18 protein-coding genes are annotated in these 26,207 nt (G+C 61.4%); 2 read left to right on the top strand and 16 right to left on the bottom strand.

Annotated elements, in window-relative coordinates; genetic code table 11:
* Window positions 1-62: 62 nt before the first annotated feature.
* Together ACWHXD_RS13985 and ACWHXD_RS13980 are read right to left on the bottom strand one after the other, a co-directional pair.
* Entirely contained in the window at window positions 63-2,324 is a 2,262-nt protein-coding gene (locus ACWHXD_RS13985) for an ATP-dependent DNA helicase (RefSeq protein ID WP_138763004.1), read from the bottom strand.
* The gene (locus ACWHXD_RS13980; RefSeq protein WP_138763005.1) at window positions 2,321-3,967 is read right to left on the bottom strand and encodes a VRR-NUC domain-containing protein; all 1,647 of its coding nucleotides are present in this window, start codon (window positions 3,965-3,967) and stop codon (window positions 2,321-2,323) included. The genes ACWHXD_RS13985 and ACWHXD_RS13980 overlap by 4 nt, the downstream gene beginning before the upstream one ends.
* Before the next feature lie 189 nt (window positions 3,968-4,156).
* Between ACWHXD_RS13980 and ACWHXD_RS13975 the strand changes: the two genes are divergently transcribed.
* Complete coding sequence (locus ACWHXD_RS13975; RefSeq protein ID WP_003191162.1) at window positions 4,157-4,381, top strand: YgdI/YgdR family lipoprotein; 225 nt, start codon at window positions 4,157-4,159, stop codon at window positions 4,379-4,381.
* Between the two features lie 59 nt (window positions 4,382-4,440).
* On the opposite strand, the gene ACWHXD_RS13970 is transcribed toward ACWHXD_RS13975, so the two are convergent.
* From ACWHXD_RS13970 to ACWHXD_RS13925, 10 genes are all read right to left on the bottom strand, one after another.
* On the bottom strand, window positions 4,441-5,865 hold the full coding sequence (locus tag ACWHXD_RS13970) for a polyurethane esterase (protein ID WP_138763006.1): 1,425 nt from the start codon (window positions 5,863-5,865) through the stop codon (window positions 4,441-4,443).
* 180 nt (window positions 5,866-6,045) lie between these two features.
* Window positions 6,046-9,153, bottom strand: a complete 3,108-nt coding sequence (locus tag ACWHXD_RS13965; protein ID WP_138763007.1) for an autotransporter outer membrane beta-barrel domain-containing protein — start codon at window positions 9,151-9,153, stop codon at window positions 6,046-6,048.
* Window positions 9,154-9,338: 185 nt separating this feature from the next.
* Window positions 9,339-12,296 carry an autotransporter serine peptidase EprS gene (gene eprS, locus ACWHXD_RS13960; RefSeq protein ID WP_138763008.1) on the bottom strand — a complete coding sequence of 986 codons (2,958 nt, stop codon included), beginning with the start codon at window positions 12,294-12,296 and terminating at the stop codon, window positions 9,339-9,341.
* A 125-nt stretch (window positions 12,297-12,421) separates the two neighbouring features.
* Complete coding sequence (locus tag ACWHXD_RS13955) at window positions 12,422-13,762, bottom strand: TolC family outer membrane protein (RefSeq protein ID WP_032897411.1); 1,341 nt, start codon at window positions 13,760-13,762, stop codon at window positions 12,422-12,424.
* 2 nt (window positions 13,763-13,764) lie between these two features.
* Window positions 13,765-15,078 (bottom strand): HlyD family type I secretion periplasmic adaptor subunit, encoded by a 1,314-nt coding sequence (locus ACWHXD_RS13950; protein ID WP_032897414.1) that lies wholly within the window; start codon window positions 15,076-15,078, stop codon window positions 13,765-13,767.
* On the bottom strand, window positions 15,075-16,826 hold the full coding sequence (locus tag ACWHXD_RS13945) for a type I secretion system permease/ATPase (protein WP_138763009.1): 1,752 nt from the start codon (window positions 16,824-16,826) through the stop codon (window positions 15,075-15,077). Before ACWHXD_RS13945 ends, ACWHXD_RS13950 begins: the two co-directional genes overlap by 4 nt.
* Before the next feature lie 100 nt (window positions 16,827-16,926).
* Window positions 16,927-17,295 carry an AprI/Inh family metalloprotease inhibitor gene (locus tag ACWHXD_RS13940; RefSeq protein WP_138763010.1) on the bottom strand — a complete coding sequence of 123 codons (369 nt, stop codon included), beginning with the start codon at window positions 17,293-17,295 and terminating at the stop codon, window positions 16,927-16,929.
* A 48-nt stretch (window positions 17,296-17,343) separates the two neighbouring features.
* Window positions 17,344-18,777: a serralysin family metalloprotease gene (locus tag ACWHXD_RS13935; RefSeq protein ID WP_138763011.1), complete on the bottom strand. Its 1,434-nt coding sequence runs from the start codon at window positions 18,775-18,777 to the stop codon at window positions 17,344-17,346.
* A gap of 349 nt (window positions 18,778-19,126) precedes the next feature.
* Entirely contained in the window at window positions 19,127-20,248 is a 1,122-nt protein-coding gene (locus ACWHXD_RS13930) for a DmpA family aminopeptidase (RefSeq protein ID WP_138763012.1), read from the bottom strand.
* Between the two features lie 9 nt (window positions 20,249-20,257).
* Window positions 20,258-21,622, bottom strand: a complete 1,365-nt coding sequence (locus tag ACWHXD_RS13925) for an APC family permease (RefSeq protein ID WP_138763013.1) — start codon at window positions 21,620-21,622, stop codon at window positions 20,258-20,260.
* Between the two features lie 199 nt (window positions 21,623-21,821).
* Between ACWHXD_RS13925 and ACWHXD_RS13920 the strand changes: the two genes are divergently transcribed.
* Window positions 21,822-22,607 (top strand): helix-turn-helix transcriptional regulator, encoded by a 786-nt coding sequence (locus tag ACWHXD_RS13920; RefSeq protein ID WP_138763014.1) that lies wholly within the window; start codon window positions 21,822-21,824, stop codon window positions 22,605-22,607.
* Window positions 22,608-22,609: 2 nt separating this feature from the next.
* Here ACWHXD_RS13920 and ACWHXD_RS13915 read toward each other — a convergent pair whose 3' ends face one another.
* The 4 genes from ACWHXD_RS13915 to ACWHXD_RS13900 all read right to left on the bottom strand — a co-directional run bounded on the left by ACWHXD_RS13915 (window position 22,610) and on the right by ACWHXD_RS13900 (window position 26,180).
* Window positions 22,610-23,077 carry a M10 family metallopeptidase C-terminal domain-containing protein gene (locus ACWHXD_RS13915; RefSeq protein ID WP_138763015.1) on the bottom strand — a complete coding sequence of 156 codons (468 nt, stop codon included), beginning with the start codon at window positions 23,075-23,077 and terminating at the stop codon, window positions 22,610-22,612.
* Window positions 23,078-23,265: 188 nt separating this feature from the next.
* Window positions 23,266-24,345 carry a polyamine ABC transporter substrate-binding protein gene (locus tag ACWHXD_RS13910; protein ID WP_032897431.1) on the bottom strand — a complete coding sequence of 360 codons (1,080 nt, stop codon included), beginning with the start codon at window positions 24,343-24,345 and terminating at the stop codon, window positions 23,266-23,268.
* Between the two features lie 60 nt (window positions 24,346-24,405).
* Window positions 24,406-24,747 carry a cupin domain-containing protein gene (locus tag ACWHXD_RS13905; RefSeq protein WP_098951546.1) on the bottom strand — a complete coding sequence of 114 codons (342 nt, stop codon included), beginning with the start codon at window positions 24,745-24,747 and terminating at the stop codon, window positions 24,406-24,408.
* Window positions 24,748-24,773: 26 nt separating this feature from the next.
* Entirely contained in the window at window positions 24,774-26,180 is a 1,407-nt protein-coding gene (locus ACWHXD_RS13900; protein ID WP_138763016.1) for an NAD(P)/FAD-dependent oxidoreductase, read from the bottom strand.
* Window positions 26,181-26,207: the final 27 nt, after the last annotated feature.

The raw sequence follows: 26,207 nt of genomic DNA, 5'->3' as shown, positions 1-26,207 counted from the left end.
CGGCGCCGCGTTTATTCAGAAAGCTGCGTTATCGTTGACGTTGTTCGCGAGCAAGCTCGCTCCTACAGGGGGTTGATCGCCCACCAACGGGGGAGCAACTGGCGTACCCGCGACTCGCCGAAGCGGTCGTCGATCAGCATCACCACCCCGCGATCCTGCGGGCTGCGGATCACCCTCCCCGCTGCCTGCACCACTTTCTGAATACCGGGATACAGGTAGGTGTAGTCGTACCCCGCGCCGAACACCGCGCCCATGCGCGCCTTGATCTGTTCATTCACCGGGTTGAGCTGCGGCAAGCCCAGGGTGGCGATAAAGGCACCGATCAGGCGCGCACCGGGCAGGTCGATACCTTCACCAAACGCACCGCCCAACACCGCAAAGCCAATGCCTTGGCTGTGGTGGGTGAACTGGTCCAAAAAGGCTTGGCGCTCGGCCTCGGCCATGCCCCGTGCCTGCAACCACAACTCAATCTGCGGGTGCCGTTCGGCCATTAACTGGGCCACCTGTTGCAGGTAATCAAAGCTTGAGAAAAACGCCAGGTAGTTACCCGATTGCGCGGCGAATTGCCGGGCGAGCAGTTCCACAATGGGTTCCAGCGACGCCTGGCGATGCACAAACCGCGTAGAGATGCGGTCAACGATGCTGACCTGCAATTGCTCGGCCTTGAACGGTGACGCCACATCAACCCAGGCAGTATCCGCCGGCAGGCCCAGCAAGTCGGCGTAATAATGGCGCGGGCTCAGGGTCGCGGAAAACAGCACGCTGCTGCGTGCGGCGGTCAACCTGGGCCGGATGAACTCGGCCGGCACCACATTGCGCAGGCACAGGGTTGAGCTACTGCGCTTGCCGCTGAACTGGCGCTTGGTGATATCGAAGATAAAGTGCTCATTGAACAGCTCGGCCACTTTGGCCCATTGCAGCGCGTCGAAGTAGAAGGCTTGCAGGTCGCCACTGAGGGCTTCGGGGTGGTCGTTGAAGTAGTCGCCCATGGCGCTGGTGCACAGGCTCAGAGCCTGGAGCAGTTTCTCCGGTTTTGCCGCGTATGCCTGATACGGCGCGAGTTGGTCCTTGTGCAACGCATTCCACTCGCGGTTCAAGCGCTGCAAGGGTTTCTTCAGTATCTCGGGCGCGCTATCGCGCAAGGTCTTGAGGCTGTACTGGTCCAGGCTGGCGCTGTACATCGAGCGCGCCCGTTCGACCAGGTTGTGCGCCTCGTCCACCAGCACTGCGACGCGCCATTGGTTGAGTTGGGCCAGGCCGAACAGCATGGCGCCAAAGTCGAAATAATAGTTGTAGTCGGCGACGATCAGGTCGCTCCAGCGTGCCATTTCCTGGCTCAGGTAGTACGGGCAGACCTGATGAGCCAGCGCCACGTTGCGCAGGCTGCGCTGGTCGAGCAAGCGCACCTGGGACGCGGCCTGGCGGGCGGCAGGCAGGCGATCGTAAAAGCCCTTGGCCAACGGGCAGGAATCACCGTGGCAGGCTTTGTCCAGCTGTTCGCACGCCTTGTCCCGAGCCACCAGTTCAAGCACGCGCAGTGACAGCTCGGGGCTGCTGCCGTACAGCACTTGGGCGGCATCCAGGGCCAGCTTGCGCCCGGGTGTCTTGGCGGTGAGGAAGAACAGCTTGTCGAGTTGCTGCGGTGCCAGGGCCTTGAGCAGCGGGAAAATAGTGCCGATGGTCTTGCCAATGCCGGTGGGCGCCTGGGCCATCAGGCACCGGCCCGTAGTCACCGCTTTGTAGACCGACTCGGCCAGGTCGCGCTGCCCGGTACGGAAGTCGGCATGGGGAAACGCCAGGCTCTGCGCAGCGGCGTTGCGTGCGTCGCGATGCTGCATCTCTTGCCGGGCCCAGTCCAGGAACAGCGCGCATTGTTGATTGAAGAACTGCTCGAGGTCTGGCGCATCGAATCGCTGGTTCAGCACGGTTTCGCCTTCGCCGACGATATCGAAGTACACCAGCGCAAGGTCGATATGATCGAGCCCGAGCTTCTGGCACATCAGCCAGCCATACATCTTGACCTGGGCCCAGTGCAGTTGCCGGTGGTTGGCGGGCTGAGCAGCGAGATCGCCACGGTAGGTTTTGACTTCTTCCAGGCGGTTGGCGTCCGGGTCGTAGCCGTCCGCCCTGCCCCGCACCTTGAGCTGCTGGTAGTCGCCCTCCAGGGCAACCTCATGCTGATAATGCGCGCTGCGCCGGGACGCCACCGTACGATGGCCGACAATGCCTTCCTGGGCGCTGGGCGACGGCGTAAAGCGCAGGTCGAGGTCGCCGACCTTGGCGGTGAACTCACACAGCGCCCGTACGGCCACGCTGTAACTCAAGCGGGTTGCTCCGCCCAGCGTACGTAGCAAACGGTGACCGGCATCTGGTATTCACCGCAGAACGCCAGCCAGCGCAACTGGTTGTCTTGCAGGCGGTCGCCGGGGCCCTTGACCTCGATCATGCGATAGGTGTTTTGCGCCGGCCAGAACTGGATGAGGTCCGGCATCCCGGCCCGGTTGGCACGGATATCCTGCAACAGGCGCGTAAACCAATGACGCAAGTGCTCGGCGGGCAGGCAGGCCAGGGCTTGCTCCAGCAACTCGTCGCTGAGCAGGTTCCAGAACACGAACGGCGACTGAATGCCCCATTTTTCCACGTAGCGGTGGCGGATGCTGGCCTTGTAGCGACCGTCCTCCAGTTGTGCAAAACACGCGGCAAACAAGGCTTCACGACGCTGATAAAAGTCCTCGCTGTGCAAGTCCGCCGGCCCGCGCTGGAAGGGGTGGAAGAACGCCCCCGGCAGCGGCGCAAAAATCGCCTCCCAGCACAACAAGCCAAACAGCGAATTGATCAGGCCATTCTCGACGTAATGCACCGGCGCATCCGGTTCACTCAGGTGCGCCAGCACACAGGACTCCACCGACAGCAGCGGCTCCTGCACCAACGCCAGGTCCAGGCGCGCAATCGCTTGGGGCTTGGCCCTGGGCAGCGCCGGCCCGCCAAGTTTGCGCCGCAGGCGCGGCACGACGCGCAGCAGGTGTTGTTGTTCCGCTGCGTTGTGCGGGGCCTGTTGCGCCTCGCTCGCCAAGGCCATGGCTTGGGCATAATCCTCCTGGCGCTCCAGTACGCGGATCAGCCGCGCCCGCGCTCCGGGATGGGTGCAAGTGCGGTAGATCTGTTCGGCCAGTGCCAGCTCGGCGCAACGTTCACAATACTGGCCGATCTGGAACAGCAGCTTGGCGCGGCGCTTTTCCAGCCAGGGGTTGTCGGTACACAGCGTGGCGACCTGCGCCAACACCGTATCCACTGCCTCACCGGCTTCAAAGGCTTGCTGGCACTGGTGCAGGAACACAAACCCGTGCACGTCGTCACGGCTGCGTAAACCGCGAGACTCGGCGCAGAACTCGACTTTTTCATAGGTGTAGATGCCCAGGTCCGCCAGCACGAACTCCGACCAGTCCTGGTGCAGGTTGCCGAAGAACATCAGGCGCAGGCGATCACACAACTCCATCACCGTCAGGCTATAGAGCACATCGTCCACGTCGGGACACCACTGGGCAAAGCTGCGCGGTTCGGTAAATTGTGCGGCCAAGGGTTCAAGCCAATCGGCCTTGTTGCCCTTGGGTTGATCGATCCAGGGCCTGAAGGCGCCGAGCAGTTCATTTTTTTGCAGCAGCGCAAACAGCGTGGCAAACGGCAGCGGGCTTTGATCCTCCACCCATCCCAACTCACGCAAAGGCCCCACCGCCGCATGAGGGCAACCGATTTCCAGGTAATGGAGCTTGGCGGCACGAAAATGCACGCCCTTGCGCATTACCATCCGCACCAACAACGCCTGGGACGCCTGGGGCAACCTGTCAAATTGCTGAATGAAATGCTGTTCGTGCGCATCGAGCAAATCGGCATAGCGTTGCCCCAACCACACCAGCACTTGGCGGAAGTTATGCAGGTAATACAAGGGGTCTTCGAGGGGGTTGGCCATGGCGCAGAGCAATCAAATACTGGTTATGCATACAGAGTGCCGGGGCAAAGCGGTTGTTGCAATCAGTAATAGATAAATGGCGCCTGCAACTTTTTGCAAAAAAACAATCTGATGAGGGGGTTGATCAAGTAATATTTATGGCCGTGCAGCCAGACGCTGCGGGACTTTTCAGGGTTAAAGGTAAGGGTTATGAACATGAAGAATTTGGGTCTGCCACTGGTTGCACTCACTTTTCTGGTATTGGCCGGTTGCTCCACGCAAACCGTAGTGACCTTGCAAAACGGCACACAATATTTGACCAAGGACACGCCCAACGCCAAGACGGCCGACGGCTTCTACGAGTTCACCGATATTGCCGGCAAGCGTATTCGTATCAAGGCCGATGATGTGGCCACGGTGCGTAAGGAAAAATGATCATCTAGCAAAACCCATCAAATGTGGGAGCTGGCTTGCCTGCTCCCACACCGAATGCATCAGCTGATCACTATCCCCTCCCCCGACAGACTGCTCACACCCACCAGCGTCACCGAATCCGTACCAAAGCTAATGACGGTATCCCCGCCCACCACCTTGGCGTGATCGCGGTAATCGGTGCTGCCCGCCACGTCGTTGAACACCAGCTTGTCCGTCGCCTGGTAGCCAATCACCCGGTCATTGCCAAACTGCCCGCTGAACAAAAACGTGTTGTGCCCGCTGCTGTCGCGGATCGTGTCATTGCCCTTGCCGCCTTCGATAAAGTCAACGCCCCTGCCGCCCTTGATCAGGTCGTCACCGTCACTGCCGATGATGAAGGTATTGCCCTTGTGCGCCTCGGCATTGCGGTTGAGGTCTTGCACCCAGGTGGTGGCCCGTGCCGGGTCGGACAGGTTGGCGACGATCACCGTGGAGTCGCGGGTCATCTGTTCGTAGAAGCCCGAGTCGAGGATGCGGGTCATGCCGTCGCCGTAACCGGTGGGCAAGTGCGAAACCCAGGTGGGCAGGTTGAGGATGGAAAACGGCAGCACGTTCCACAGGGATGAGGCGTAGTGGTCGTTGAAGCTGACGATGTTGTCGGTGCTCGATTCGTGGGGTTTATCGTGCACGCCCAGGGACGACAGGTTGAATGACGAGCCATCCAGGGCACGGAACACCGGGTCGTTTTCATAGCCGACGTTAAGCACCTTGTCGCCGGCGCTCTGGGTAGGCGACGCGTAGGCCACGTAGTTGGAGTTCTTATAAAACCCCGACCAGGTGCTGTCGCTCAAGTCGGCCATGCTGTTGACCGCCAGGCCTCCCAGGCTGTGGCCGCTGACCACGACGTCGTTGCCGCTCAGACCCTGGGTAATGGCGTAATCCGCCACGTTCTTGAGCAAGCCGCCAAAGGCTTCCCCTGCGTAGTTCTTGGCGTAATCCTTGGGCCCGAAGGCGGCAAGCAGGTCGCTGATCACATCGCCGATGGAGTCGGTGATCACACTTTCCCGAGGCCCCGAAGTGCCGCGAAAACTGATGCCGAGTTCCAGCAGCTTGCCGGCGTCATCGTACTTGCCCAACACCTCGGCCTGCGCCGTGCCGTAGCCGAATTTTTCGCCAAAGAAGGTGCCGCGCGCATCGACCTTGCCGCTGTAGCCCAGGGTGCTGGCGTTGATGGGCGTCCAGCCGGCTGCTTGCACCGCCTCAAGGGCGGCTTTTTCCGAGTCGGGGTTCCAGGGGATGCCAGGGATGACCCCTTGGGCGTTGCTGCCGCCAATCAGCGCGCTGACCAGGGTGGCGGGCAAGCCCAGGCCGAGGCCGTTGTTCTGGTAGCCGACGGCAAAGCCGTTATCCAGGTTGTGGTAGGAATACAGCGTGATCGCCATCGCATCGGCGAACAGCGCCTTGGAGTCCTCGGTACCGAGGTTTTTATAGTCAAAGATACCCATTGGTAGTGCCTCTCTGTTGTTGGATTTGTAGAGAAAGCCAAAACACCTGTTATCCGTTACCCCCCTGTAGGAGCGAGCTTGCTCGCGAAAAACTCAAGTGCGCCGCGTTCCTTCAGGTGGAACGCGTCATCGTTGATGATCTTCGCGAGCAAGCTCGCTCCTACAGTGATTTTTAAAGCTTTAGAACGCCCAATCCAGGCTCAAGCCAACGCCGTGCACCTTCTCTTTACTGGCCAGCAGGCCGTTGTAGTCGAAGTTCACCCGCGCATCCTTGCTCAATGCCAGGCTGACCCGGGCCCCGACCAACGCGGCATCGCGCACCATCGGCGCACTTTCTACGGTGAACGAAGGGCCGCCCGAGGCAAACGCCAGGTGCTTCTCCGAATCGGTGCTGCTCAGGTTGTGCTGCCAGCCCAGGGTGCCGGAGACTTCCAGTTGCTGATGGTCGTTGATATTGAAGGTCTTCAAGGCGCGCATACCCAGGGTGCTGAGCACCAGGTCACGGCTGTCGTCGCCACTTCTCAGCGCGGCGGCGTCGCCCTTCTCTTTGAAGCTGTCAGTTGCCAGGTGCACGTAGGCCAGGTTGGCGAACGGCTCCAGGGCCAGCGGTTGCAGGTTGATGCGGTACGCAGCTTCCGTGAACACCTGGGTGCTGTGGGCATCGACCTTGGCCTTTTGCTTGCCGCTGACGTCGCCGTATTGCAGGTCGCGTTTGACATCGGCGCGGTGCCAGCTGTAGGTCGCGCCGCCACTCAGGCGCCAGGCGCCGATTTCATGCCCGGCATAGGCGCCGAAATGGTAGCTGTCGACCGAAGCGCGGCTGTGGGTGCCGCTGCCCATGTTCAGCGACGTGTCGCTGTAGCCGGCCACCAGGCCAATGCGCGTGGCGTCATCGAGGGCACCGTCCACACCGGCGAGCATGCCGCCGATGGAGGTGGTGTAGCCCGCCGTGTCGTTGCGGCTGTCGGTCTTGCCCCATGCGCCCAGTGCCTTGACCCACACGTTGCCACGGCTGTCGATGGCTTGGCTGGCAGCGCCCATTTCACCGTTGCGCAGGCGCTCGCCCACGGCTTCGCGCACGTAGCGGCTGTCATTGACCAGCGCGGTTTCCAGCGCCGGGTAAACCTCGCCGCTCAGTTGCTGGAACGCGCCCTGGGCCGAGGCGGCCGTGGGTGCCAGCAGCAAGCTTTCATACACGCCATTGCCCGCGCCCAATTGCTCGGCGGCGGCGGCCACGGCGCGCTGGTTCGGCGTGGCGGCCACGCTGGCGAAGCTGTTGGTGCGTGCCACATCCAATTGCACACCGTTGGCGGCGTAGTTCAAGGTGCCGCCGACAAACAGGTAGTTGGGCACCACTGCCGCGAAGCTGCCGGTGACGCCACCTGCCGCTTGCAGGATGTTGTACTGACGGCCGATCAGGCTTTGGGCCTGGGTCGCGCTCAGCAAAGTCGGGCTGTTTTCCAGGGCCAGGGTCACGGTGCCGCCGTTGAGGGTGGCGGTGCCGCCGGCGACGATGCGATCGCTGCTGGTGGGCGACAGTTCTACCGCGTAGGTCGAGCCCGGTTCAAAGTTGACGTTGCCCGCCACGTTCAAGGTGCCGATGGAATTGCCCGGCGCCACGGTGCCGCCGCTGTTCGCGCTCAGTGAACCGATACGCCCCGAACCACCGACCACGCCGCTCTGGCTCACAGTGACGTCGGAGGTGACCGAACCGTTGATCGCCAGCAAACCCTGGTTGACCAGTGTTGGCCCGCTGTAGGTGTTGGCGCCGGTGAGCACCAAGGTACCGATGCCCTGCTTGGTCAGGCCGCCATGGCCCGAGATGTCATTGCTCCACACATCCCGGCCGCAGTGCAGGTCATCGCACACACGCTGGGTGGGTTTGCCGGCATCCACCACCGCGCCGACACCCGGCAAATCCGCGACGAACTGGCCGCTGCCGTAGGCACCGTCGATACGGAACTCGGCCGGGATATCTTCGGCGGTGATAAACATCCCGGGGCCGTTAACCGCCTTGCCCAGGTTGATCATGCCCCAGCCGTACAGCGAGTCGATGCCCGGCGCGCCGAGGTCGGTGGCGGTGGTTTTGAGCACGGTGGAGATCTGGTCGCCGCTCATGTATTGGAAGCGCTCCATCAGCACCGCTGCGGCGCCCGCCACGTGGGGTGCGGCCATCGAAGTACCGTTTTTGTTGGCCCAGTCGGTGGTGAGGTTGCTCAGGTCGGTACCGTTGATGATCGAACTGTAGATCTTGGTGCCGGGTGCCGACACGCAAAAGCTCGCCGCATAGCCACAACGCGAGGAGAAGGTACTGATCACGTAAGGATCGGGGCTGGCGGTATTCGGGTTCTGCTGGAGGGCCGCGACGGACAGCCAGTTAGGCGCGATCTCTGGCACAAAATACGCAAGGCCGGAAATCGCATCCGGGTTGTTGAGGTTGTAGTCATTGCCTGCGGCAAAGATGGTCAGCACGCCGCTGCGGGCCGCGTCGATGGCGCCTTGGTACGCGCCACCTGCGAGGGTGCCGAGGATCGGCCGGATGGTATTGAACTGCGCCTGGGCCTCGTTGACGGTGAAGTTGGGGAACGCCGGATCACGACCGCCCTTGGCGTACTGATCACCGATGCCGATACCCCAGCTGTTGTTGATGATGCGCGCGCCACTGGCGACCAACCCATCCCAACCGGCCTTGTACACGGCGCCGTCGTTGCCAAGGATAATCCCGTCTTCCGGCCCCGGGTCACCGTTTTCGGCGGTGAGGATCTGTGCGTTGAACGCCACGCCATGCATCGGCCCGCCATCGCGGTTACCGGCCGCAATGCCGCCGACGTGGGTGCCGTGGTTACCCAGCTTGCCGTTGGAGTCCTTGGACGGCGTGCCGTCGTAGCGGAACGCGTCGCCGGCCTTCACCGGGATATACGGGTCGGTGTATTGGCGAATGCCCTCGGTGACAATCGTCACCACTTTGTTAGGGCTGGCGAACTCCGGGTGCTGGGCGTACACCGGCTGGTCGAAGATCCCCAGCTTGACGCCCTTGCCGGTGTAGCCGGCCGCATAGGCGGTGTCGGCGTGCACGGCGCCCAGGCCCCAGTCGGCCTTGAACTCATTGCTGCGCCAGCTGGCGGCGTCGCCCAGTTTGCCGGTTTCCACATAGGGTGCGGCCTGGGCAGTCCCCAGGCTTGCCAGGCAACACAGCAACGCGCCGTATGGCACGCAGCTCAGCGCCTTGAGCGGATAGCCCGGGCCTGTGTGGATGGCGGTAGTTAACCCTGACTTGCGTTTTTTCACGGTGACCTTCCTTAGTTTTCTTATTGCACGTGTGTAAATCACTTTCTCCAGAACACCGCCGCTGATCGTTCCCACGCTCCGCGTGGGAATGCGGTCCCGGACGCTCTGCGTCCCAAAGCGTGACGCGGAGCGTCACAAGAGGCGTTACCACGCGGAGCGTGGGAACGATCAGGCTCGCGGTGTCTTCAGAACTGCCAGTTCAGGCTCAAACCCACGCCCTGGGTTTTCGCGCGCCCACCCAGCTGGCCGTTGTAATCCAGGTTGACCCGTGTCGATGCATTCAGCGCCAGGCTGGCCTGCACGCCCACCAACGCGGCATCGCGCAGCAATGGCGCACTGCGCACCGCAAATGAAGGCCCGCCTGCAACAAACGCCAGGTGCTCTTCGGACTCCACCGCCGTCAGGCTGTGTTGCCAGCCCAACGAACCGGACAGGTCCAGTTGCTGGTGGTCATTGAGAGCCAGGGTTTTCAGCGCACGTACGCCAAGGGTGCTGAGCACCGCATCACGCCCGTCGCTGCCGCGCTCCAGGGCCGCGGCATCGCCTTTTTCGTGGAAGGACTCGCTGTTCAGATGCACATAGGCCAGGTTGGCGAACGGCTCCAGGGCCACCGCTTGCAGGCGGATGCGGTACGCGGCTTCGGTGAAGACTTGCGCCGTGGTCGCGTCCAGCTTGGTTTTTTGCTTGCCGCTGACATCACCCCATTGCAGGTCGCGCTTCACATCGCCGCGATGCCAGCTGTAGGCACCGCCGACGCTCAGGCGCCAATCACCCAGCTCGCGCCCGGCGTACGCACCGAAGTGGTAGCTGTCGATGGACGCCGATGAATGGGTACCGCTGCCCATGTTCAAGGAGCTGTCGCTGTAGCCGGCAACCACGCCCACGCGGGTCTGCTCATCCAGCGCGCCATCCACGCCCGCCAACAGGCCACCGATGGAGGTGGTGGAACCCGCCGTTTCAGTGCGGCTATCGGTCTTGCCCCAGGCGCCCAGCGCCTTGAACCACAGGTTGCTTTCACCGGTCACTGGCACATGGCGCAGGCGCTCGCCCACGGCATTGCGCAGTTGCAGGCTGTCGTTGATCAGCATCGCACCCACAGCCGGGTAGATTTCCCCGGACAGTTGCTGCAAGCCCTGCTGGGCCACGGCAACCGATTGCGACTGCAGCAGGCTTTCATACACCGGGTTGCCGGCGCCCAATTGCTCGGCGGCGGCTGCGACGTTGCGCTGGTTGCGGGTGGCGCCGACGCTGGCGAAGCTGGCGTCGTTGCGCCCCACGTTCAGTTGCACGGCATTGGCGGCGTAGTCGAGGGTGCCACCGAGGAACAGGTAGTTGGGCAGCACTTGCCCGAACTGGCCCTGAATGCCGCCCGCCGCCTCGAGAATCGAGTACTGCCGGCCGATCAGACTTTGGGCCTCGCTCTGGCTGAGCAAGGTGGGGCTGTTTTCCAGCGCCAGCGTGACGGTGCCGCCGCCCAGAATCGCCTGGCCACCGGCGACAATGCGGTCGCTGCTGGTTGGCGTCAGTTCCACGGCATAGGTCGAGCCGGCGCCGAGGTTTACATCCCCCGCCACTTGCAAGGTACCCACCGAATTGCCCGGCGCCACACGGCCGCCACTGTTTACCGACAACGCGGCGATACGTCCGGAACCACCCAGGGTGCCGCTGTCATTCACCGTCACTGCCGAAGTCAGCGAGCCATTGACGGCCAACAGACCGCCGTTGACCAGGGTTGCGCCGCGATAGGTGCTGTCGCCGCTGAGCACCAGGCTGCCGGCACCGGCCTTGATCAGGCTGCCTTCGTACACGCGGTTGGCGGCGGCCTGGTCGCGGGCGTTGCCGATGGCGTAATCGGTCTGGTCCTGCTGGCTGGCAGTGGCGCCCACGCCGTTTTGCCAGCCCTTGTCTATCAGGGTTTGCTGCCAGGCCGTGTGCTCGGCGCGGTCCTCGGCCTGGCGCTGAAGTAGCGCCTGGTCGGAGATGCCGTTGCTCCACACGTCACCCTGCCCGGCGGCCAGGTTGACCTCCATTGGGCCGAGCAATTGCCCTGGGCCGTGCATCGCCCGGCCCAGGTCAGGCACGCCCCAGCCGACGATGGCGTTAGGCGCCTGGGTGATCGAGCCGTCGAGCTGGGTGGCGGTGGTCAGCAGCACCTGCAAGGCTTGCTCGTTGGTCATGTAGGGATAACGTTCCATCACCAGCGCCAACGCGCCAGTGGCATGGGGCGCCGACATCGAGGTGCCGGACTTCACCCCATACCCGCCGTCGGGAATGGTGCTGTTGATCAGCGCGCCAGGGGTAGAAATACACCAGTACTTGGCGACGCCGCACTTGTTGTATTTCTGGTTATTGGCTTTATCCAGCCCGGATACGGCCAGCCAGTGGCCTTCCAGTTCCGGCTGGAAATACGGCAAGGCCGAGCGCACGCTGGCGTTGGCATAGCCGCTGTTGCCGGCGCTGAACACGTTGATCACGCCGGCCTTGGCCACGTCCGCAGCCGCGTCCAGCCAGGTGCCCCGGTTGTAATGCTGGGCGTACGCCGCATGCATGTTGTCCAGGGTCTGGTAGCTGACGTCCTTGGGCTGGCTGCCCCAGCTGTTGTTGATGGCGCGCACGCCGGAGTCCACCAGGGCGGTGTACACGGTCTTGAAGTATTTGGGGTCTGGCGTGGGGCCGAACAGGAAGCTGTCGTTGGCGTTGGTGTTGCCCACATAGACTTGCGCGTTGTACGCAACGCCATGCATGCCCACGCCGTCGCGAGCGGCGCCCATGGTGCCGGTGACGTGGGTGCCGTGGGAGTCATTGTTCGGGTTGAGCGCGCCGGTGGTACTGAAGGTGCTGCCATCGACATAGGTGCCGGTGGCGGTGACCGGGTGGAAACGGTCTTTGGCGGCTTCGGGGTGATTGGCATCGAACCCTGAGTCCAGTGCGCCGATTTTCACGCCTTGGCCGCTGATCCCGGCGGCGTAGGCTTCATCGGCTTTCATGCGGCCCAGGCCCCAGTCGCTCTGGTACTCGGCCGAGCGCCAACTGGCAGGGTTACCCGGCTGGCCGGTCTCGGTGTATTGCGCCTGTGCCGCAACGGACAGCAGCAGCAAGGAACCAGCGGTGAAGGGTTTGAAACGCGGTGAATCGGTGATCATGTGCACACTCCCTATTATTGTTATTCCCCCTGTAGGAGCGAGCTTGCTCGCGAAGCACTCACAGACTCCGCGTGCATCCAGGTTGCCCGCGTTATCGTTGACGTTTTTCGCGAGCAAGCTCGCTCCTACAGTTTTCCATCCGGGCCGAAGGCTTCGTCCACTTTGGCCAGGTCGGTATCGCGCAAGTTGCCCGCGTAGTAGTGCAATTTGGTCCAGGCCATCAAGTAGTCATAACGCGCCTGGGCCAGGTCGCGGCGGGTGCTGTACAGCTGCTGTTCGGCGTTCAGGGCGTCGAGGTTGACGCGCTCGCCGCCGAGAATGCTTTGCTTGGTCGACACCACCAGCGCCTCGGCGGATGCCAGGGCTTTCTGATAGGCGCGCAACTTGCTCACGCCTGACAGGCACGCACTGAACTGGCGACGCAGTTCGATCAGGGTTTCGCGGGTCTTGCCTTCCAGCTCGTACTCCGCCTGCTCCATGGCACGGCTGGCCTGGCGGGTGGAGGCCGAGATACCGCCACCGGCATACAGCGGCATGCTCACTTCGACGCCAATGGTGTTGGTGTCGTAGCGCTGGTTATAGGTGTTGCCGCTGTCGGACTCCTGCTTGCGCGAGGTGGCATACGCGGTGATGCGCGGCAAATGCCCGGCGCGGTTGCGTTCCACTTCATAGCGCGCCACTTCCAGGGACTGGCGTTGCGAAGCCAGCACCGGGTTGTTGGTCAGCGCCAACTCGTGCCAGGTGTCGTAGTTGGCCGGGGTCAGGGTGAACGCGGCGAAGCTTTGGTTCAGCGGTGCCAGGTCGTTGATGTTGACGCTTTGCACGCCGATCAACGCGCCCAGTTCCCGAAGCGAGGCGTCCTGCTCATCCAGGGCCTGGATCTCTTCGGCGGTGGCCAACTCGTAGCGCGACTCGGCTTCAAGGATATCGGTGCGGGTGCCCTCGCCTTGCTCGAACAGATGGCGGTTCTGCTGGAATTGTTGTTCGAAGGCCTTCTTCTTGGCCCTGGCGATGTCGATCTGGTCCTGGGCAAACAGTGCCTGGGTGTAATAGCTCAACACCCGCACCAGCAACGCCTGGCTCTTGTCGCGAAAGCTTTCATCGGCGAACAGCGCCTGGGCCACGCCCTTGCGGTAGTTGGCATAGGCTTCGTAGTCGAACAGTGGCTGTTGCAGGCTGAAGGTGGAGCCGTAGCTGTTGTAGTTGCGGTCGTCGCGATAGCTGCCACCGCGTCCGTCAGGCAGGTGCGCTTCGGAATTATTGCGGCCCTTGTTGTAGTTGTAGGACAGCCGCGGCAGCAAGCCGGCGCGGCCAATGGTGCGGTTTTCCAGGCCGGCGTCGCGCTCCTTGATGGCGCCAAGGAACACCGGGTCGTTGCGCAGCGCCTGCTCGTACACATCAAAGGGCCCCATGGCTGCCTGGGCACTGCCACACACCAACAACAGCGAAATGAACACTGGCTTCATGCTCATTCCTCGGTCAACGCGGAGCCGGCGCGGTCCAGCAGCGGCTTGAACAGGTAGTTGAGCAAGGAACGCTCGCCGGTGCGCACGAACATCTCGGCGGGCATGCCGGGTTTGATCACCAGGCCGTTGAGTTTTTCCATCGCCGCCTCGCTGACGCTGGTGCGCAGCACGTAATACGGCGCACCGGTCTTTTCATCGAGCATCTGGTCGGCGGAGATCAGGCTGACTTCGCCCGGTACCCGTGGCGTGCGGCTTTGGTTGAAGGCGGTGAAGAGGATGTCGACCGGCAAGTGCGTGCCGACCTTGTCCACCAAATGCACCGGCAGGTGCCCTTCCACTTCCAGGCGTGTGCCCTGGGGCACGATCTCCAGCAAGGTTTCACCGGCGCGCACCACGGCGCCCTCGGTGTGCACGCTGAGGTTGACGGCGATGCCATCGGCCGGCGCGTTGATTTCGCTGTGTTGCAGGTTGAAGCCGGCGGAGGTCAGTTGCTGTTCCAGGGTCAGGCTGCGCAGTTGCGCGTCGGCCAATTGGCTGCGCACCTCTTTTTGATATTCCTCGCTGTGCTGCTGCAATTTGAGCCGCGACTCGACAATGCCCTGCTCTATCCGGCCGCTTTCACCGGCGTTTTGCGCCAGGTCCTGCTGCACCTGAGACAACTGGCGCTGGTAGTCCATCAGCCGGTTGCGCGGGATGTAGCCGTTGTCGGCCAAGGGTTGCAGGTTGCTCAGTTGCGCGCGCAGGGATTGGGCCTGGGCGGTCAGGTCACTGCGCGCACGGCGCATGCCGCTCAACTGTGACGTGGCGCCTTCGATGCTGGCGCGAATCCCGGCTTGTTCACGGGCAAACGCGTCGCGGCGGCTGCTGAACAGTTGGCGCTGGCCTTCGAGCACCAGCATCAGGGCTGGGTCGGGATTGGCGCTCAGCTCAGCGGGAAAGGTGATGCTGGAAAGGTTGTCACGTTCGCTCTGCCAGCGCGCCACGCTGGCCCAGGCCATGCGGTACTGGGCTTGCAGCGATTGCACATCGGCCTGGTTCTGGGTCTGGTCGAGACGAAACAGCGGCTGGCCTTGTTTGACCAATTCGCCCTCCTTCACCAAAATCCGGCTGACCACGCCGGGGCTGAAGGTTTGTACGGCCTTGCGCTTGCCAGACACCACCACGGTGCCTTGGACCGGGATGCCCTGGTCCAACGGTGCGAGGCTGGCCCAGAGGAAAAAACCACCGGCACCGACAATGGTCATCACCCAGCCCATTTTTACGAAAAAGCCGGCATCACGTTCTTTGCTACGAGGTTCAACAGTAAGGCTGCTCATGCGCCTGGATTCCTTCCGGCTTGATACTGACGACTGAAACTCACGCCGGGTTTCTCCTTCGGCGCTTCCTGCTGGCCGGACAACGCGCGCAGCACGTCTTGGCTGGGCCCGAAGGCTTGCAGATGCCCGTCGTTGAGTACCAACAGCTTGTCGGCCTGGGCCAACGCCGAAGAACGGTGGGTCACCAGCACCACACTGCTGCCCTGGGCCTTCATCTGCACGATGGCACTGGCCAACGCCGCTTCTCCGACGGTATCGAGGTTGGAGTTGGGTTCGTCCAGCACGATCAGGCGCGGTCCGCCGTACAGGGCGCGGGCCAGGGCCACGCGTTGTTTCTGGCCGCCGGACAAGCCACCGCCGTTGTCGCCCAGCACGGTGTCGTAGCCTTGGGGCAGGCGCAGGATCAGTTCATGCACGCCGGCCTGTTGCGCAGCCTTGACCACCCGTTCCGGGTCGGCTTCGCGAAAGCGCGCGATGTTGTCGGCAATGCTGCCGCTGAACAGCTCGATGTCCTGGGGCAAATAACCGATATGCGGGCCGAGGTCGTCGCGGTTCCAGCGGTGAATATCCGCGCCGTCCAGGCGTACGGTACCGGCCAGGGTCGGCCACACACCCACCAGAACGCGAGCCAGGGTGGACTTGCCGGAGCCCGACGCGCCGAGTACACCCAGCACCTCACCGGCCGCCAGGTTGAAGCTGACCTGGTGCAGGGTCGCCATGCGCCGCCCCGGTGGGCCGGCGCTGACCTGTTCGAAACTGACCTGGCCGTTGGGCGCAGGCAAAGCCATGTGCTCGGCCTCTGGCGGGAATTCACGCAGCAGTTCGTCGAGGCGCTGGTAGGCCAGCTTGGCCGAGCTCCATTGTTTCCACACCGCAATCAATTGGTCGATGGGGCTGAGTACCCGGCCCATCAAGATGGAGCCTGCGATCATCATGCCGGCGGTCATGTCGCCCTTGATCACCAGGTAGGCGCCCAGGCCCAGCACCAAGGATTGCAGGCACAGGCGCAGGGATTTGCTTAAGGAGGTGATGATCGAACCGGTGTCGCTGGCCTGGTTCTGCAAGCCCAGGAACCGCGAATGCACGCCAAACCAGCGTTGGCGCAGCGCGCCGAGCATGCCCATGGCCTGGATGGTTTCGGCGTTGTGCAAATGGCTGGTGGCCAGCTGGGTCGACTGCTGCGAATAACCGCTGGCCTCACCCAATGGCTTTTTGGTCAGGTATTCGTTAAGGCACGCCAGGCCAATCAACAACACCGCGCCCGCAGTGGCCAGTACGCCGAGCCACACGTTGAACAGGAAAATCACGAACAGGTAGATCGGGAACCACGGCGCATCGAAAAACGCGAACAGCGCCGGCCCCGTGATGAATTGGCGCAGAGCGGTCAGGTCGCCCAAGGATTGCCCGGCATGCCCCTGGCCGCGCTGCAGGTTGCGCTCGAACGCGGCTTTGTACACGCGCAAGTTGAACCGTCGCTCCAATTGGCTGCCGATGCGGATCACGATAAAGCTGCGCACCACTTCCAGCAGGCCGATAAACGCAAAGAAGCCCACGACCATCAGCGTCAACATCACCAGAGTGGTTTCATTCTGGGAGGACAGCACACGGTCATACACTTGCAGCATGTAAATCGAGGGCACCAGCATTAATAGGTTAATCAATGCCGTGAAACAGCCAACGCTGATCAAAATACTCTTGTACTCACCCAGCGCCCTGAATAAGGGCGCAACCCCATGGGACTTCGCCATATTAATTGTTTTTCCTTGCAGCGAATTACGCAAAAGGGTCACCCCTACCAAGTAGGGTACGGCCGCCTAACAAATCGAGTTATATGCTTATAACTTTTAATTAAGGTTTTCGTTGCAGCGTTACAACTTCGCCAGCTTTAGTGCGGGCTTGATAGTCGCCCTCTTTCTGGCGATTCAAATGGGTGATCCCTGAACCTTCAGCGTTAAACAGCCAGATACCATCCGGCGTGGGTGACCATGTCTGCGGCTTGTCGCCCAGCCATTGCTCGACACAGGCGATATCGCCTTCCAGGGCATTGGCTTGCTCCACTAACTTGAGCGCGCACACCTGATCCTGCTGCTTCAGCTCCCACTGCCCGGCAAGCTGCGCGGAGGTAGGTAATACAAGACTGCTAGCCATTGCGTGGGCTCCTGCCGACACGAACAACACCTGCACGACGCAGGCGACCAAATGGGGAAAACGTGGCATATCCAACTCCAGCCTGGAGCGCGGTGCCGAAGCACCGCGCGCTTTACATCAGGCTACGATGTCACTGGCAGCCGCCTGGCCAACGGTGGTGACGAGGAAATCCGCCACGCCGTGCCCGGAGAAGTCCACCGCCAAGGTGCCCAGGTTGGTACCTGAGGCATAGGTCAGTACAGCATCGCCGGCATGCCCGGTAAAGGCGTTGACGAAGGTCACGCCCGCACCCTTGGTGATACCGGACAGGTCGATCTTGTCAGAACCCGAGGTGAAGTCGAAGATCTTGTCCGCAGCCCCTGGCTTGGAGTCGGAACTGGCACCGTACACGAAAGTATCGCTGCCCGCGCCGCCCCACAGCTGGTCCGCACCGCCGCCGCCGTAGATGAGGTCGTTGCCGGCCCCGCCCTTGATGGTGTTGGCGACTTGGTTACCAATGATCAGGTCGTTGCCCGCACCGCCGAACGCGTTCTCGATGGTGACACCCTTGGCGATGGACACGTTGCCCACCAGGCCGCCCACATCAGAGAACGAGGTGGCCGTGAGGTTGATCTTCTGGTTCTGGGTGAAACCGGAGAAGTCCAGGGTGTCGTTGCCGCCACCGTCCCATACCGAGAACACCAGCTTGTCGGCATTGGAAGTGGCGCTGAGGAAATCACGCCCGGTGTTGGAGTTGAACCCGTAGGTGGTGTCCGTGGCGCGGGTGCTGAGGTTGGCACCGTAGAGCTTCTGGATCGCGGCGATGTCGTCGATCAGCGGGCCGGAAGCGTAAGCTTCGACGCCGCCTTTGCTGAAGTTCTGGTTGGTGTTGCTCTCGCTCCAGTAACTCATGAGGCTATAACCACGCGTGTCCTGTCCATAGGTGGCGTCGTTATAGGTCGGGTTGCCGTTCCCGGCGTTGTAGTCGCCAGGGTGAGCCAGGCCCAGGGTGTGGCCGATTTCGTGGGTCAGGGTCTGCCGGCCATAGTTGTTCAGGTCCGGGGTCTTGTTCGGCGTGTAGCTGTTGTTGGTCAGGTACCACGAAGTGCCGTCGTAGCCTGCACCGGTACCGGGCAGGTAAGCGAAGGCCGCGGCGCCGTCCTGGCCACTGCTGTAGTTGCCGAAGGTCATGTGGCCGTCACCGCCGGAAGCCTTTTCGGTAAAGGTCACGTTGGCGACATCCGCCCAGGATTGCATGGCCAGTGCGGCCTGTGCTTTCTGCTGGGTGTTGAATTGGCTGAACCCCGAGATGCCATGTTTGTTCATGGTGCTCTGGGTAGCCGAGGTGAGGAAGGTGTAGGTCAGATCGATCTTGCCGTTGCCATCAAAGTCCCGGTACGCAGCACCATCCCGCAGCAGCTGGGTCGCTGCCTGGTCCACGGTGTAGGACGGTTTGCCATTGACCGTGAGGTTGCCGCCACGGTCATACAAATGGCTGAAGCTATCGATTTGCGAGTAAGCAGTGCTGGCTTGCGCGGCAGATACAATAGCTTTGTCTTTTACTTTTGACATAAACGTACTTCCTTGTTTGCAAGTGCATCAGTCTTTGTTCGATAGGAACCTCGCGGGCGAGGATAGTCCTATCACTCACCTCTTTTGAAGGCGTAAGAAAACTGACACAACTTGAAATCTTTCGTCTACATCTATTTCCATCGCACAACTGTGACGCAGGTTCAAGTTGCAGAAGTCCCACGCAGTGTTTATTGGGGGGCGTTGCGTTTGTGTGGCCGAATCGGCGCACAGCACTATTTAAATATTAAATACAAGTAAAGCCGCTCTAAGTGAGCGGCCTACTTGATTAATGGATCCAATATATTGTCACGGTGTCATTAGCAACATTAAAGAGCCACTATCGGCACTATTAAAGTGCGCTGTCCCCCATTACCGGGACACTCCAGCCACACTGTTTCAACGCCGCCAAGAGGGTTTCGCCAGCCAGGCCCGGTACCTTGATGCCGTCCTGGGTGGTCATGTCTTCACCTGCCAGAATCGCATTGATGATCGCCTCCTCCACCGCCTCTGCCGCCGCGCTGAACAGCGGCGAAATATGATCATTGTTGACCATCTGCAAGCCAGTGCTGAGCGGCAGGTCCTTGCGCCCATAGTCCGCTGGTGGCAAATCCTGGTTACCGGTGGCAAACGCCAGGAACAGGTCACCGCTGGAATCCTCGGTGCCACCACCGGTGCGCGCGATGCCGATGGACGCGCGCTGCGCCAGGCGCTGGCACTGGTGGGGCAGCAAAGGTGCGTCCGTGGCGATGATCACCACGATGGAGCCCATGCCGGGGGTACCTCGCTCGGCAAAGGGCGAAGCAATGTCCATCAAGTGACGGCCCACCGGGTAGCCATCGACCCGCAGCTCCTGGCGCTTGCCATGGTTGGCCTGCACCAGTACGCCGACGGTCCAGCCGCCCTGCTCCGCTGGCAACCGCCGTGACGCGGTGCCGATGCCGCCCTTGAACTCGTGGCAAATCATGCCGGTGCCACCGCCTACCGCGCCTTCCTGCACCGGGCCGCTTTCAGCCTGCTCCAGGGCCTGGCGCACATGCTCAGGGCGAACATGCTGGCCCCAGATGTCGTTGAGCAGGCCATCGTAGGTTTCCATGACCACCGGCATGCACCAGTACACCGCAGGGTCCGCCAGGCGCTCGCGCTCCAGGGCGATCAGGCTGTCGCGCACCACCCCGATACTGTGGGTGTTGGTAATGGCCATCGGCGTGGTCAACAGCCCCGCCTCGCGGATCCACTCCAGCCCCGTGGCGTCGCCATTGCCGTTGAGCACGTGGTAGCCGGCAAAACACGGTTGATGCCGCGCTTCCCCGGCACGCGGCTGGATCAGCGTAACGCCGGTACGCACCTGCTTGCCGTCGACCTGCGCCTTGAGCGTGGCATGGCCGACGCGAACCCCGGGAACATCGGTGATGGCATTCAATTCGCCGGGCATGCCCAACCCCAACGTAATGCCCAATTGACGTGCACGCATACCCACTCCTTACAATTTCTGAAACGCCGGACTCAACCGGCCACTGATGCAATACAAAATAACCGACAGGGCCAGCAAGCCGATGATGATCATGATGTCGCGTACCGAAGCCTCCAGGATCAAGGTGACCAGCAGGTAACCGGCACCCAGCACCGCCAGCAATGCCGGCAGCGGCCATAACGGCATGCGATAGGGATGCTCGCGATCCCGCAACAGCACCCGGCTCATCAGCGCGCTCAGCGCCACCACCAGGTACACCAGCATGATCAGCAACACGCTGAACGAGGTCAGGTCGGCCAGGTTGGAGCTGAAGCTCAACAGCGCCGAAGGAATCGCCAGAAACAGTGTCGCCAGCCACGGCGAGTCCCAACGCGGGTGGATACGTGTGAACAGCTTGTTGATACTCGGCGTCCACAGCGCATCGCGACCGCTGCTGAACACCACCCGGCCAATCTGGATCACGATGGCGACGATGGCATTGAACACCGACAGAAAAATCCCGGCACTCACCAACCGCGACAAGGTTTCGTTGCCATGGCTGGTCAATAAATAGCCGATCGGGTCGGGGCTGCTGATCATCTCGCTCAGTGACGGCGCGCCGATCAACAGCGCAGTGATAGGCACCAACTCGATCAGCACCACCAACCCCAACGACCACAGCACCGCCTTGTGCACGCCCTTGCCGCCGCACTTCATGTCTTCGGCCAGCAACACCGCCGGGCCGTAGCCGTTGAACGAGAACAGGCCGATACCGACGGCGCCGATCACCAACGCCCAAGGCGCCAGGTGCAACACGCCGTTTTCGACGATCTGCGGCTGCAACAACACACTGGCCGGCTGCACCGGGTTACCGAAGCCGATCACCACAATCACCAGCAACGCCGCCACTTCCAATAGCAGGCAGGTGCCGGTAATCCAGGCGTTGAGCTTGATATTGAGGATGCCCAGGGCGTAGCTGCACACCACGATCACCAGGGCGACCGTTTGCGCGTCAAACTGGGTGCCCAGGGCGTTATTCAGATAAGTCGCCGCACCGGTGGCCAATACCGGCGGGATAAACAGCAACATCACCAGCACCGTCAGGAAGGTGGCGTAACCAGCCATGCCGCCAAATACGCGCTTGGCATACACGTACTCGCCACCAGCGCTGTTATGGGCGCGGCCGAGTTCGGCGTAACAGAAGGCAAACATCAACGCGAGTAACGCCGCCATCACAAACGCCAGGAACACGCCACTGCCCGCCTGCTGGATGGCAAACGGGGCGATCACAAAGACGGAACTGGCCGGCGTTACCGCTGAAACGGTAATGGCCACTACATCAAAGACGCTCAGGGTGGGCTTGAGCACGCCATCGGGCGCGGGGGTAGCACTCATATCGTTATCCTCTGTCGTTGTTTTTGGTGTGAGGCAGAAACGAAAAATGATATTTGCTCGGGATATGCTTCCCGTTGAATAGTGGCGACGTTATCGGCTGACGGGCCTGTCGGCCAATTCCCCTATTGGCGTACTCCCCTTGACGGTGCCCGCCAGAAGCCTAACCCTTGGGCGATCATTTTAGGGTGGGGATGGTTGGATGAGCCTGTTCCGGGAAGTGGGTATGCATGCGGGGTTGGGCCGCACCTTGTCTCAGATCGGCACCGAGCGGTTCTGGAAGCAACTGGTGCTGTTGTTGCACCAGTGCCTGCCCTTCGATAATGCCCTGGCGATTTTCTACCCGCTGGATGGCCCACCCCAGGCCCTGGAAGAGTACGACGCCCAACCCAGCAGCAAGCCGGCGTCGATGCTGGTGTACCTCAACGGCCTGTACCTGCTCGACCCGTTTTACCAGGCGTGCCGCGAGCACTATGCCAGCGGCGTATACCGCCTGGAGGAAGTGGCGCCGGACCATTTTCGCCAAAGTGAGTACTTCCTCAATTACTTCCACGACAACGTGCTGGAAGACGAAGTGCAATTGATCCTGCAATTGCCTGGCGCCGGCACATTGTCGTTGTCACTGGGCATGCAGCGGGGCTTCAGCTTTGAAGAAACCGGGCTGTTGACCACGCTGTCGGCCTGGGTGTTGCCGCTCATGCAGCAGCATTGGCAGCAAAGCACCCAGCGGGCACCGGCTATGGACAGTCAGATTCGCGATGCGCTGAGTCATTTCGGCAGCGGTGTGCTGTCGGACCGCGAGCTGGAAATCGCCCGGCTGGTGTTGCGTGGGTTCTCCTCCAAGGCCATGGCCGAACGCCTGAAGATCTCGCCAGACACGGTAAAAGTGCACCGCAGGCATTTGTACGCCAAGCTGGACATCTCGTCGCAGCCGGAGTTGTTTTCTCTATTCATTCAGTCGTTGGGCCATGACCTGGAGAATCCATAGGCTTAATCCGAATGAAAGAAATTAATATGCTGCGGCAATAAATGTACGCCATCAACGCGTACAGAAAAGTTCGGCTCCTCAGGGTTTACCTTGATATTCAACATGCTCACGCCAAACTCATGGGTCAGTTGCACATCCCCCACTTCCACGGGCGGGCCTGGCTGAATATTAATAGCTGAGATGTTGTTGTCTTTTAATATCCCGGATACATCGATTTCATCCTCCTTGGGGTTGAAGTTCAGGATCGTGTCGGGGTCATCGCTAAGGGAGTCGGTGCTTTTTTCATATTTGAATGTATTTTCACCTTGCCGGCCTACCAGTTGGTCGGCACCGCCACCACCGATGAGCACCGAGGGCTCGCCGCGCTTGGCTTCCAGACGCTCACGCTGGTCTGTGCCGCGCAAGGTCGGCGGGCTGTTTTCCGGATGGGTCCACGTGCCGCCAGTGGGAAGGCTTTCTATTGAGGACATATAAGTCACCTGTCAGAGAGTGAGTGTATGTGAAAGTGTTACGCGCTGCGGATCGAAATCTCTCACGCAGGCAATAACACTTTCCACTCTAAATAATTGACATCAAATGTCTTAACTATGACGTGATTATTTATCTCGCCCGTACCAATGACTTATCGCCCTTCACGCCAGCGCTGTTTTGTCATTAATCATCGCCCCGTGCGAATGGTGTTCCAAACCCGAGTACGCACCCGGTCGATGTTCAACGGCATGGCTTCCAGTGCAAATAACTTGCCCATCATTTCCGCGCTTGGATACACCTTGGTATCGGCCTTGATTGCCGGGTCTACCAGGCTGTCGGCCGCCGCGTTGCCGTTAGCGTAGTGCACGTAGTTGGTGATACTCGCCATCACGTCGGGGCGCAGCAGGTAGTTCATGAAGGCATAGCCGGCTTTTTCATTGGGGGCGTCGACGGGCATAGCCACCATGTCGAACCAGATTGCCGCGCCTTCCTTGGGAATGTTGTAGCCGATATTCACGCCGTTCTTGGCTTCCTTGGCGCGGCTTTCGGCCTGCAGGATGTCGCCGGAGAAACCGACTGCCACGCAGATATCGCCATTGGCCAGGTCGGCGGTGTATTTCGAGGAATGGAAATACGCCACGTAAGGTCGCACTTTCATCAGCAGGGCTTCGGCCTTTTTGTAGTCCTCGGCTTTTTTGCTGTGGTGCGGCAAGCCCAGGTAATTCAGCGCGGCCGGCAGCAGTTCGGGGCCGTTGTCGAGGATGGCGACGCCGCATTTTTGCAGCTTGGCCATGTTTTCCGGTTTGAAGATCAAGTCCCAGGAATCCACCGGGGCGTTGTCGCCGAGTACCGCCTTGACCTTGTCGATGTTGTAGCCAATGCCGGTGCTACCCCACAGGTACGGGAAGCCGTGGGCGTTGCCAGGGTCGTTATTTTCCAGGGCCTTGAGCAGCACCGGGTTGAGGTTTTTCCAGTTGGGCAACTGGCTCTTGTCGAGCTTTTTCAGGGCGCCGCCCTGGATCTGCCGCGCCATGAAATGGTTGGAGGGGAACACCACGTCGTAGCCCGATTTACCGGTCATCAGCTTGCCGTCGAGGGTCTCGTTGCTGTCGTACACGTCGTAGGTAAAACCGATGCCGGTGTCTTTCTGGAAATTCCGGGTAGTGTCCGGCGCGATGTAGTCCGACCAGTTATAGATCTTCACGGTCTCGGCGGCCTGGCTGATAGAGGCCACCAACATCAAGGGCAACAGGGCAATGGCTTTCATGGTTCGATTTCCTGGCGGTTTTAGGGCTGTTTTTATGGCAGGCGATCAAGGATCAAAGCGTTACAGAATCAGGACGTAGGTCTTGCGCACGGTTTCCTGGATATCCCAGATACCGGTGCTATTGGCTGGCAACATCAGTGCGTCACCGGCTTGTATGTGCAGGGTTTCCCCGTTATCAGGCGTGAAGGTGCAGCGCCCTTCGATGAAATGGCAGAACTCCTGGGACGTGATCTGCCGACGCCAGCGCCCCGGCGTACACGCCCAAATGCCGGTCTCGACGCCGTCGTTGCGCTCCACGCTCAGTGTGGAGGCCACGGCGATGGGCTCGCCCAGGGGCGCCGCCACCGGTGATGAGTCCGGCAGCGGGGTGTTCAGCGTGTCTTTGAATTGGGTGATGCTCATGGGGCTTCCCCTGTGGGTGGAATGGGTTAGTGCATGAAACCTTCCATGAAACCGGCAATGCTGGTTGCCAGCTTGCGGCGCCAGGGCGGGGTATTGGGGTTGGCCAAGACCTGGTCTTCATGGACAAAACTGCGAATGATCGCGTTGTAGCCCAGCCAGCGGCACGGCTCGGGCTCCCAAGCCTTGAGCGCCTGGAGGCCGCCTTCGCGAATCACCCAAGGTTGTTGGGTCAGCAAAGTGTCACGGCCCAGGATCAAATCGGCCAGGGTGCGGCCGCCGAGGTTGGTGGCACCCACGCCCTCCCCGCCATAACCGCCGGACAGTGCGATGCCAGTGGCAGGGTCACAGAGCATGTGCGGACGAAAACGGCGCGACATGCCGAGGTTGCCGCCCCAGGAGTGGGTGATCCTGGCCTTCTTCAGCTGTGGGAAGAGCTCGCCAAACAGGTAACGACGTAACTCCACTTCGCTGTCCGTCAGGTCGAAGTTGTGCCGTAACTTTCCGGCAAATTGATAGCCGCCACGGGCGCCGAACACCAGGCGATTGTCGGCCGTACGCTGGCCGTAGGTGACTTGTCGGCTGCTCTCGCCAAAAGCCTGGCCCTGGCTGAGCCCGATGTCTGCCCAGGTGCTGGCCGGCAGCGGTTCGGTGGCGACGATCAAACTCTGCACCGGTAACTGGTAGCGGCCCAAAGGCGGCAAGGTATTAGCGTATCCCTCGACCGCAGGCACTACCCAAGCGGCGCGCACGCTGGCCTGGCCGGTGCGCAGGCTGCCGGACTGCCAATGGGTGACGGGGCTGTTCTCGTAGATGGCTACACCCAGGTTCTCAACGGCCCGCGCCAGGCCACGCACCAGTTTCGCCGGGTTGATGGTCGCGACGTGAGGGGCATAGATGCCGCCATAAGGCTTGGCAATACGGACCTGCTCGGCCAATTGCTGCGGGCTGAGCCAGCGGTAGTCGTCTTCGGTGAGGCCCTGGGCGTACAGCTTGTCCAGATAGCGGCGCAGGCTGCCTTCCTGCTCGGGGTAACGTGCGGCGCAATACAAGGCGCCACCTTTGCGGTAATCGCAGTCAATGCCTTCACGGGCCAGCACCTGGGCCACTTCATCGGGAATACCGTGCAGCAGGTCAAACGAAGCGCGCCGCTGCTGGGGGGCAAGCCCTGACAGCAGACGGTCTTCCCCCAAGAGGTTGCCCATCAACCAGCCACCATTGCGCCCGGATGCGCCGAAACCGGCCGTTTGCGCCTCGATGATTGCAATTTTCAACTCGGGGGCCTGGCGCTTCAGGTAATAGGCGGTCCACAGGCCGGTGTAGCCGGCGCCGATAATCGCCACATTGACGTCCAGGTCGTGCTCCAGCGACGGCCGCGCCACCAGCGGGTCGTCCAGCTGGTCCATCCATAAACTGATACTGCGCCATGCCGGCATGCCAGGTTCCCCTACCTCGGTTCGATA

The sequence above is a fragment of the Pseudomonas fjordensis genome (genome assembly GCF_976987115.1).
This window is presented reverse-complemented; position numbering and strand designations above follow the sequence as displayed.

Coding starts and splice junctions, on each gene's coding strand:
- ACWHXD_RS13915 (WP_138763015.1), bottom strand. CDS start 23,077: ATGTCCTCAATAGAAAGCCTTCCCACTGGCGGCACGTGGACCCATCCG.
- ACWHXD_RS13975 (WP_003191162.1), top strand. CDS start 4,157: ATGAACATGAAGAATTTGGGTCTGCCACTGGTTGCACTCACTTTTCTG.
- ACWHXD_RS13930 (WP_138763012.1), bottom strand. CDS start 20,248: ATGCGTGCACGTCAATTGGGCATTACGTTGGGGTTGGGCATGCCCGGC.
- ACWHXD_RS13910 (WP_032897431.1), bottom strand. CDS start 24,345: ATGAAAGCCATTGCCCTGTTGCCCTTGATGTTGGTGGCCTCTATCAGC.
- ACWHXD_RS13970 (WP_138763006.1), bottom strand. CDS start 5,865: ATGGGTATCTTTGACTATAAAAACCTCGGTACCGAGGACTCCAAGGCG.
- eprS (WP_138763008.1), bottom strand. CDS start 12,296: ATGATCACCGATTCACCGCGTTTCAAACCCTTCACCGCTGGTTCCTTG.
- ACWHXD_RS13955 (WP_032897411.1), bottom strand. CDS start 13,762: ATGAAGCCAGTGTTCATTTCGCTGTTGTTGGTGTGTGGCAGTGCCCAG.
- ACWHXD_RS13900 (WP_138763016.1), bottom strand. CDS start 26,180: ATGCCGGCATGGCGCAGTATCAGTTTATGGATGGACCAGCTGGACGAC.
- ACWHXD_RS13935 (WP_138763011.1), bottom strand. CDS start 18,777: ATGTCAAAAGTAAAAGACAAAGCTATTGTATCTGCCGCGCAAGCCAGC.
- ACWHXD_RS13925 (WP_138763013.1), bottom strand. CDS start 21,622: ATGAGTGCTACCCCCGCGCCCGATGGCGTGCTCAAGCCCACCCTGAGC.
- ACWHXD_RS13905 (WP_098951546.1), bottom strand. CDS start 24,747: ATGAGCATCACCCAATTCAAAGACACGCTGAACACCCCGCTGCCGGAC.
- ACWHXD_RS13945 (WP_138763009.1), bottom strand. CDS start 16,826: ATGGCGAAGTCCCATGGGGTTGCGCCCTTATTCAGGGCGCTGGGTGAG.
- ACWHXD_RS13940 (WP_138763010.1), bottom strand. CDS start 17,295: ATGCCACGTTTTCCCCATTTGGTCGCCTGCGTCGTGCAGGTGTTGTTC.
- ACWHXD_RS13980 (WP_138763005.1), bottom strand. CDS start 3,967: ATGGCCAACCCCCTCGAAGACCCCTTGTATTACCTGCATAACTTCCGC.
- ACWHXD_RS13950 (WP_032897414.1), bottom strand. CDS start 15,078: ATGAGCAGCCTTACTGTTGAACCTCGTAGCAAAGAACGTGATGCCGGC.
- ACWHXD_RS13920 (WP_138763014.1), top strand. CDS start 21,822: ATGAGCCTGTTCCGGGAAGTGGGTATGCATGCGGGGTTGGGCCGCACC.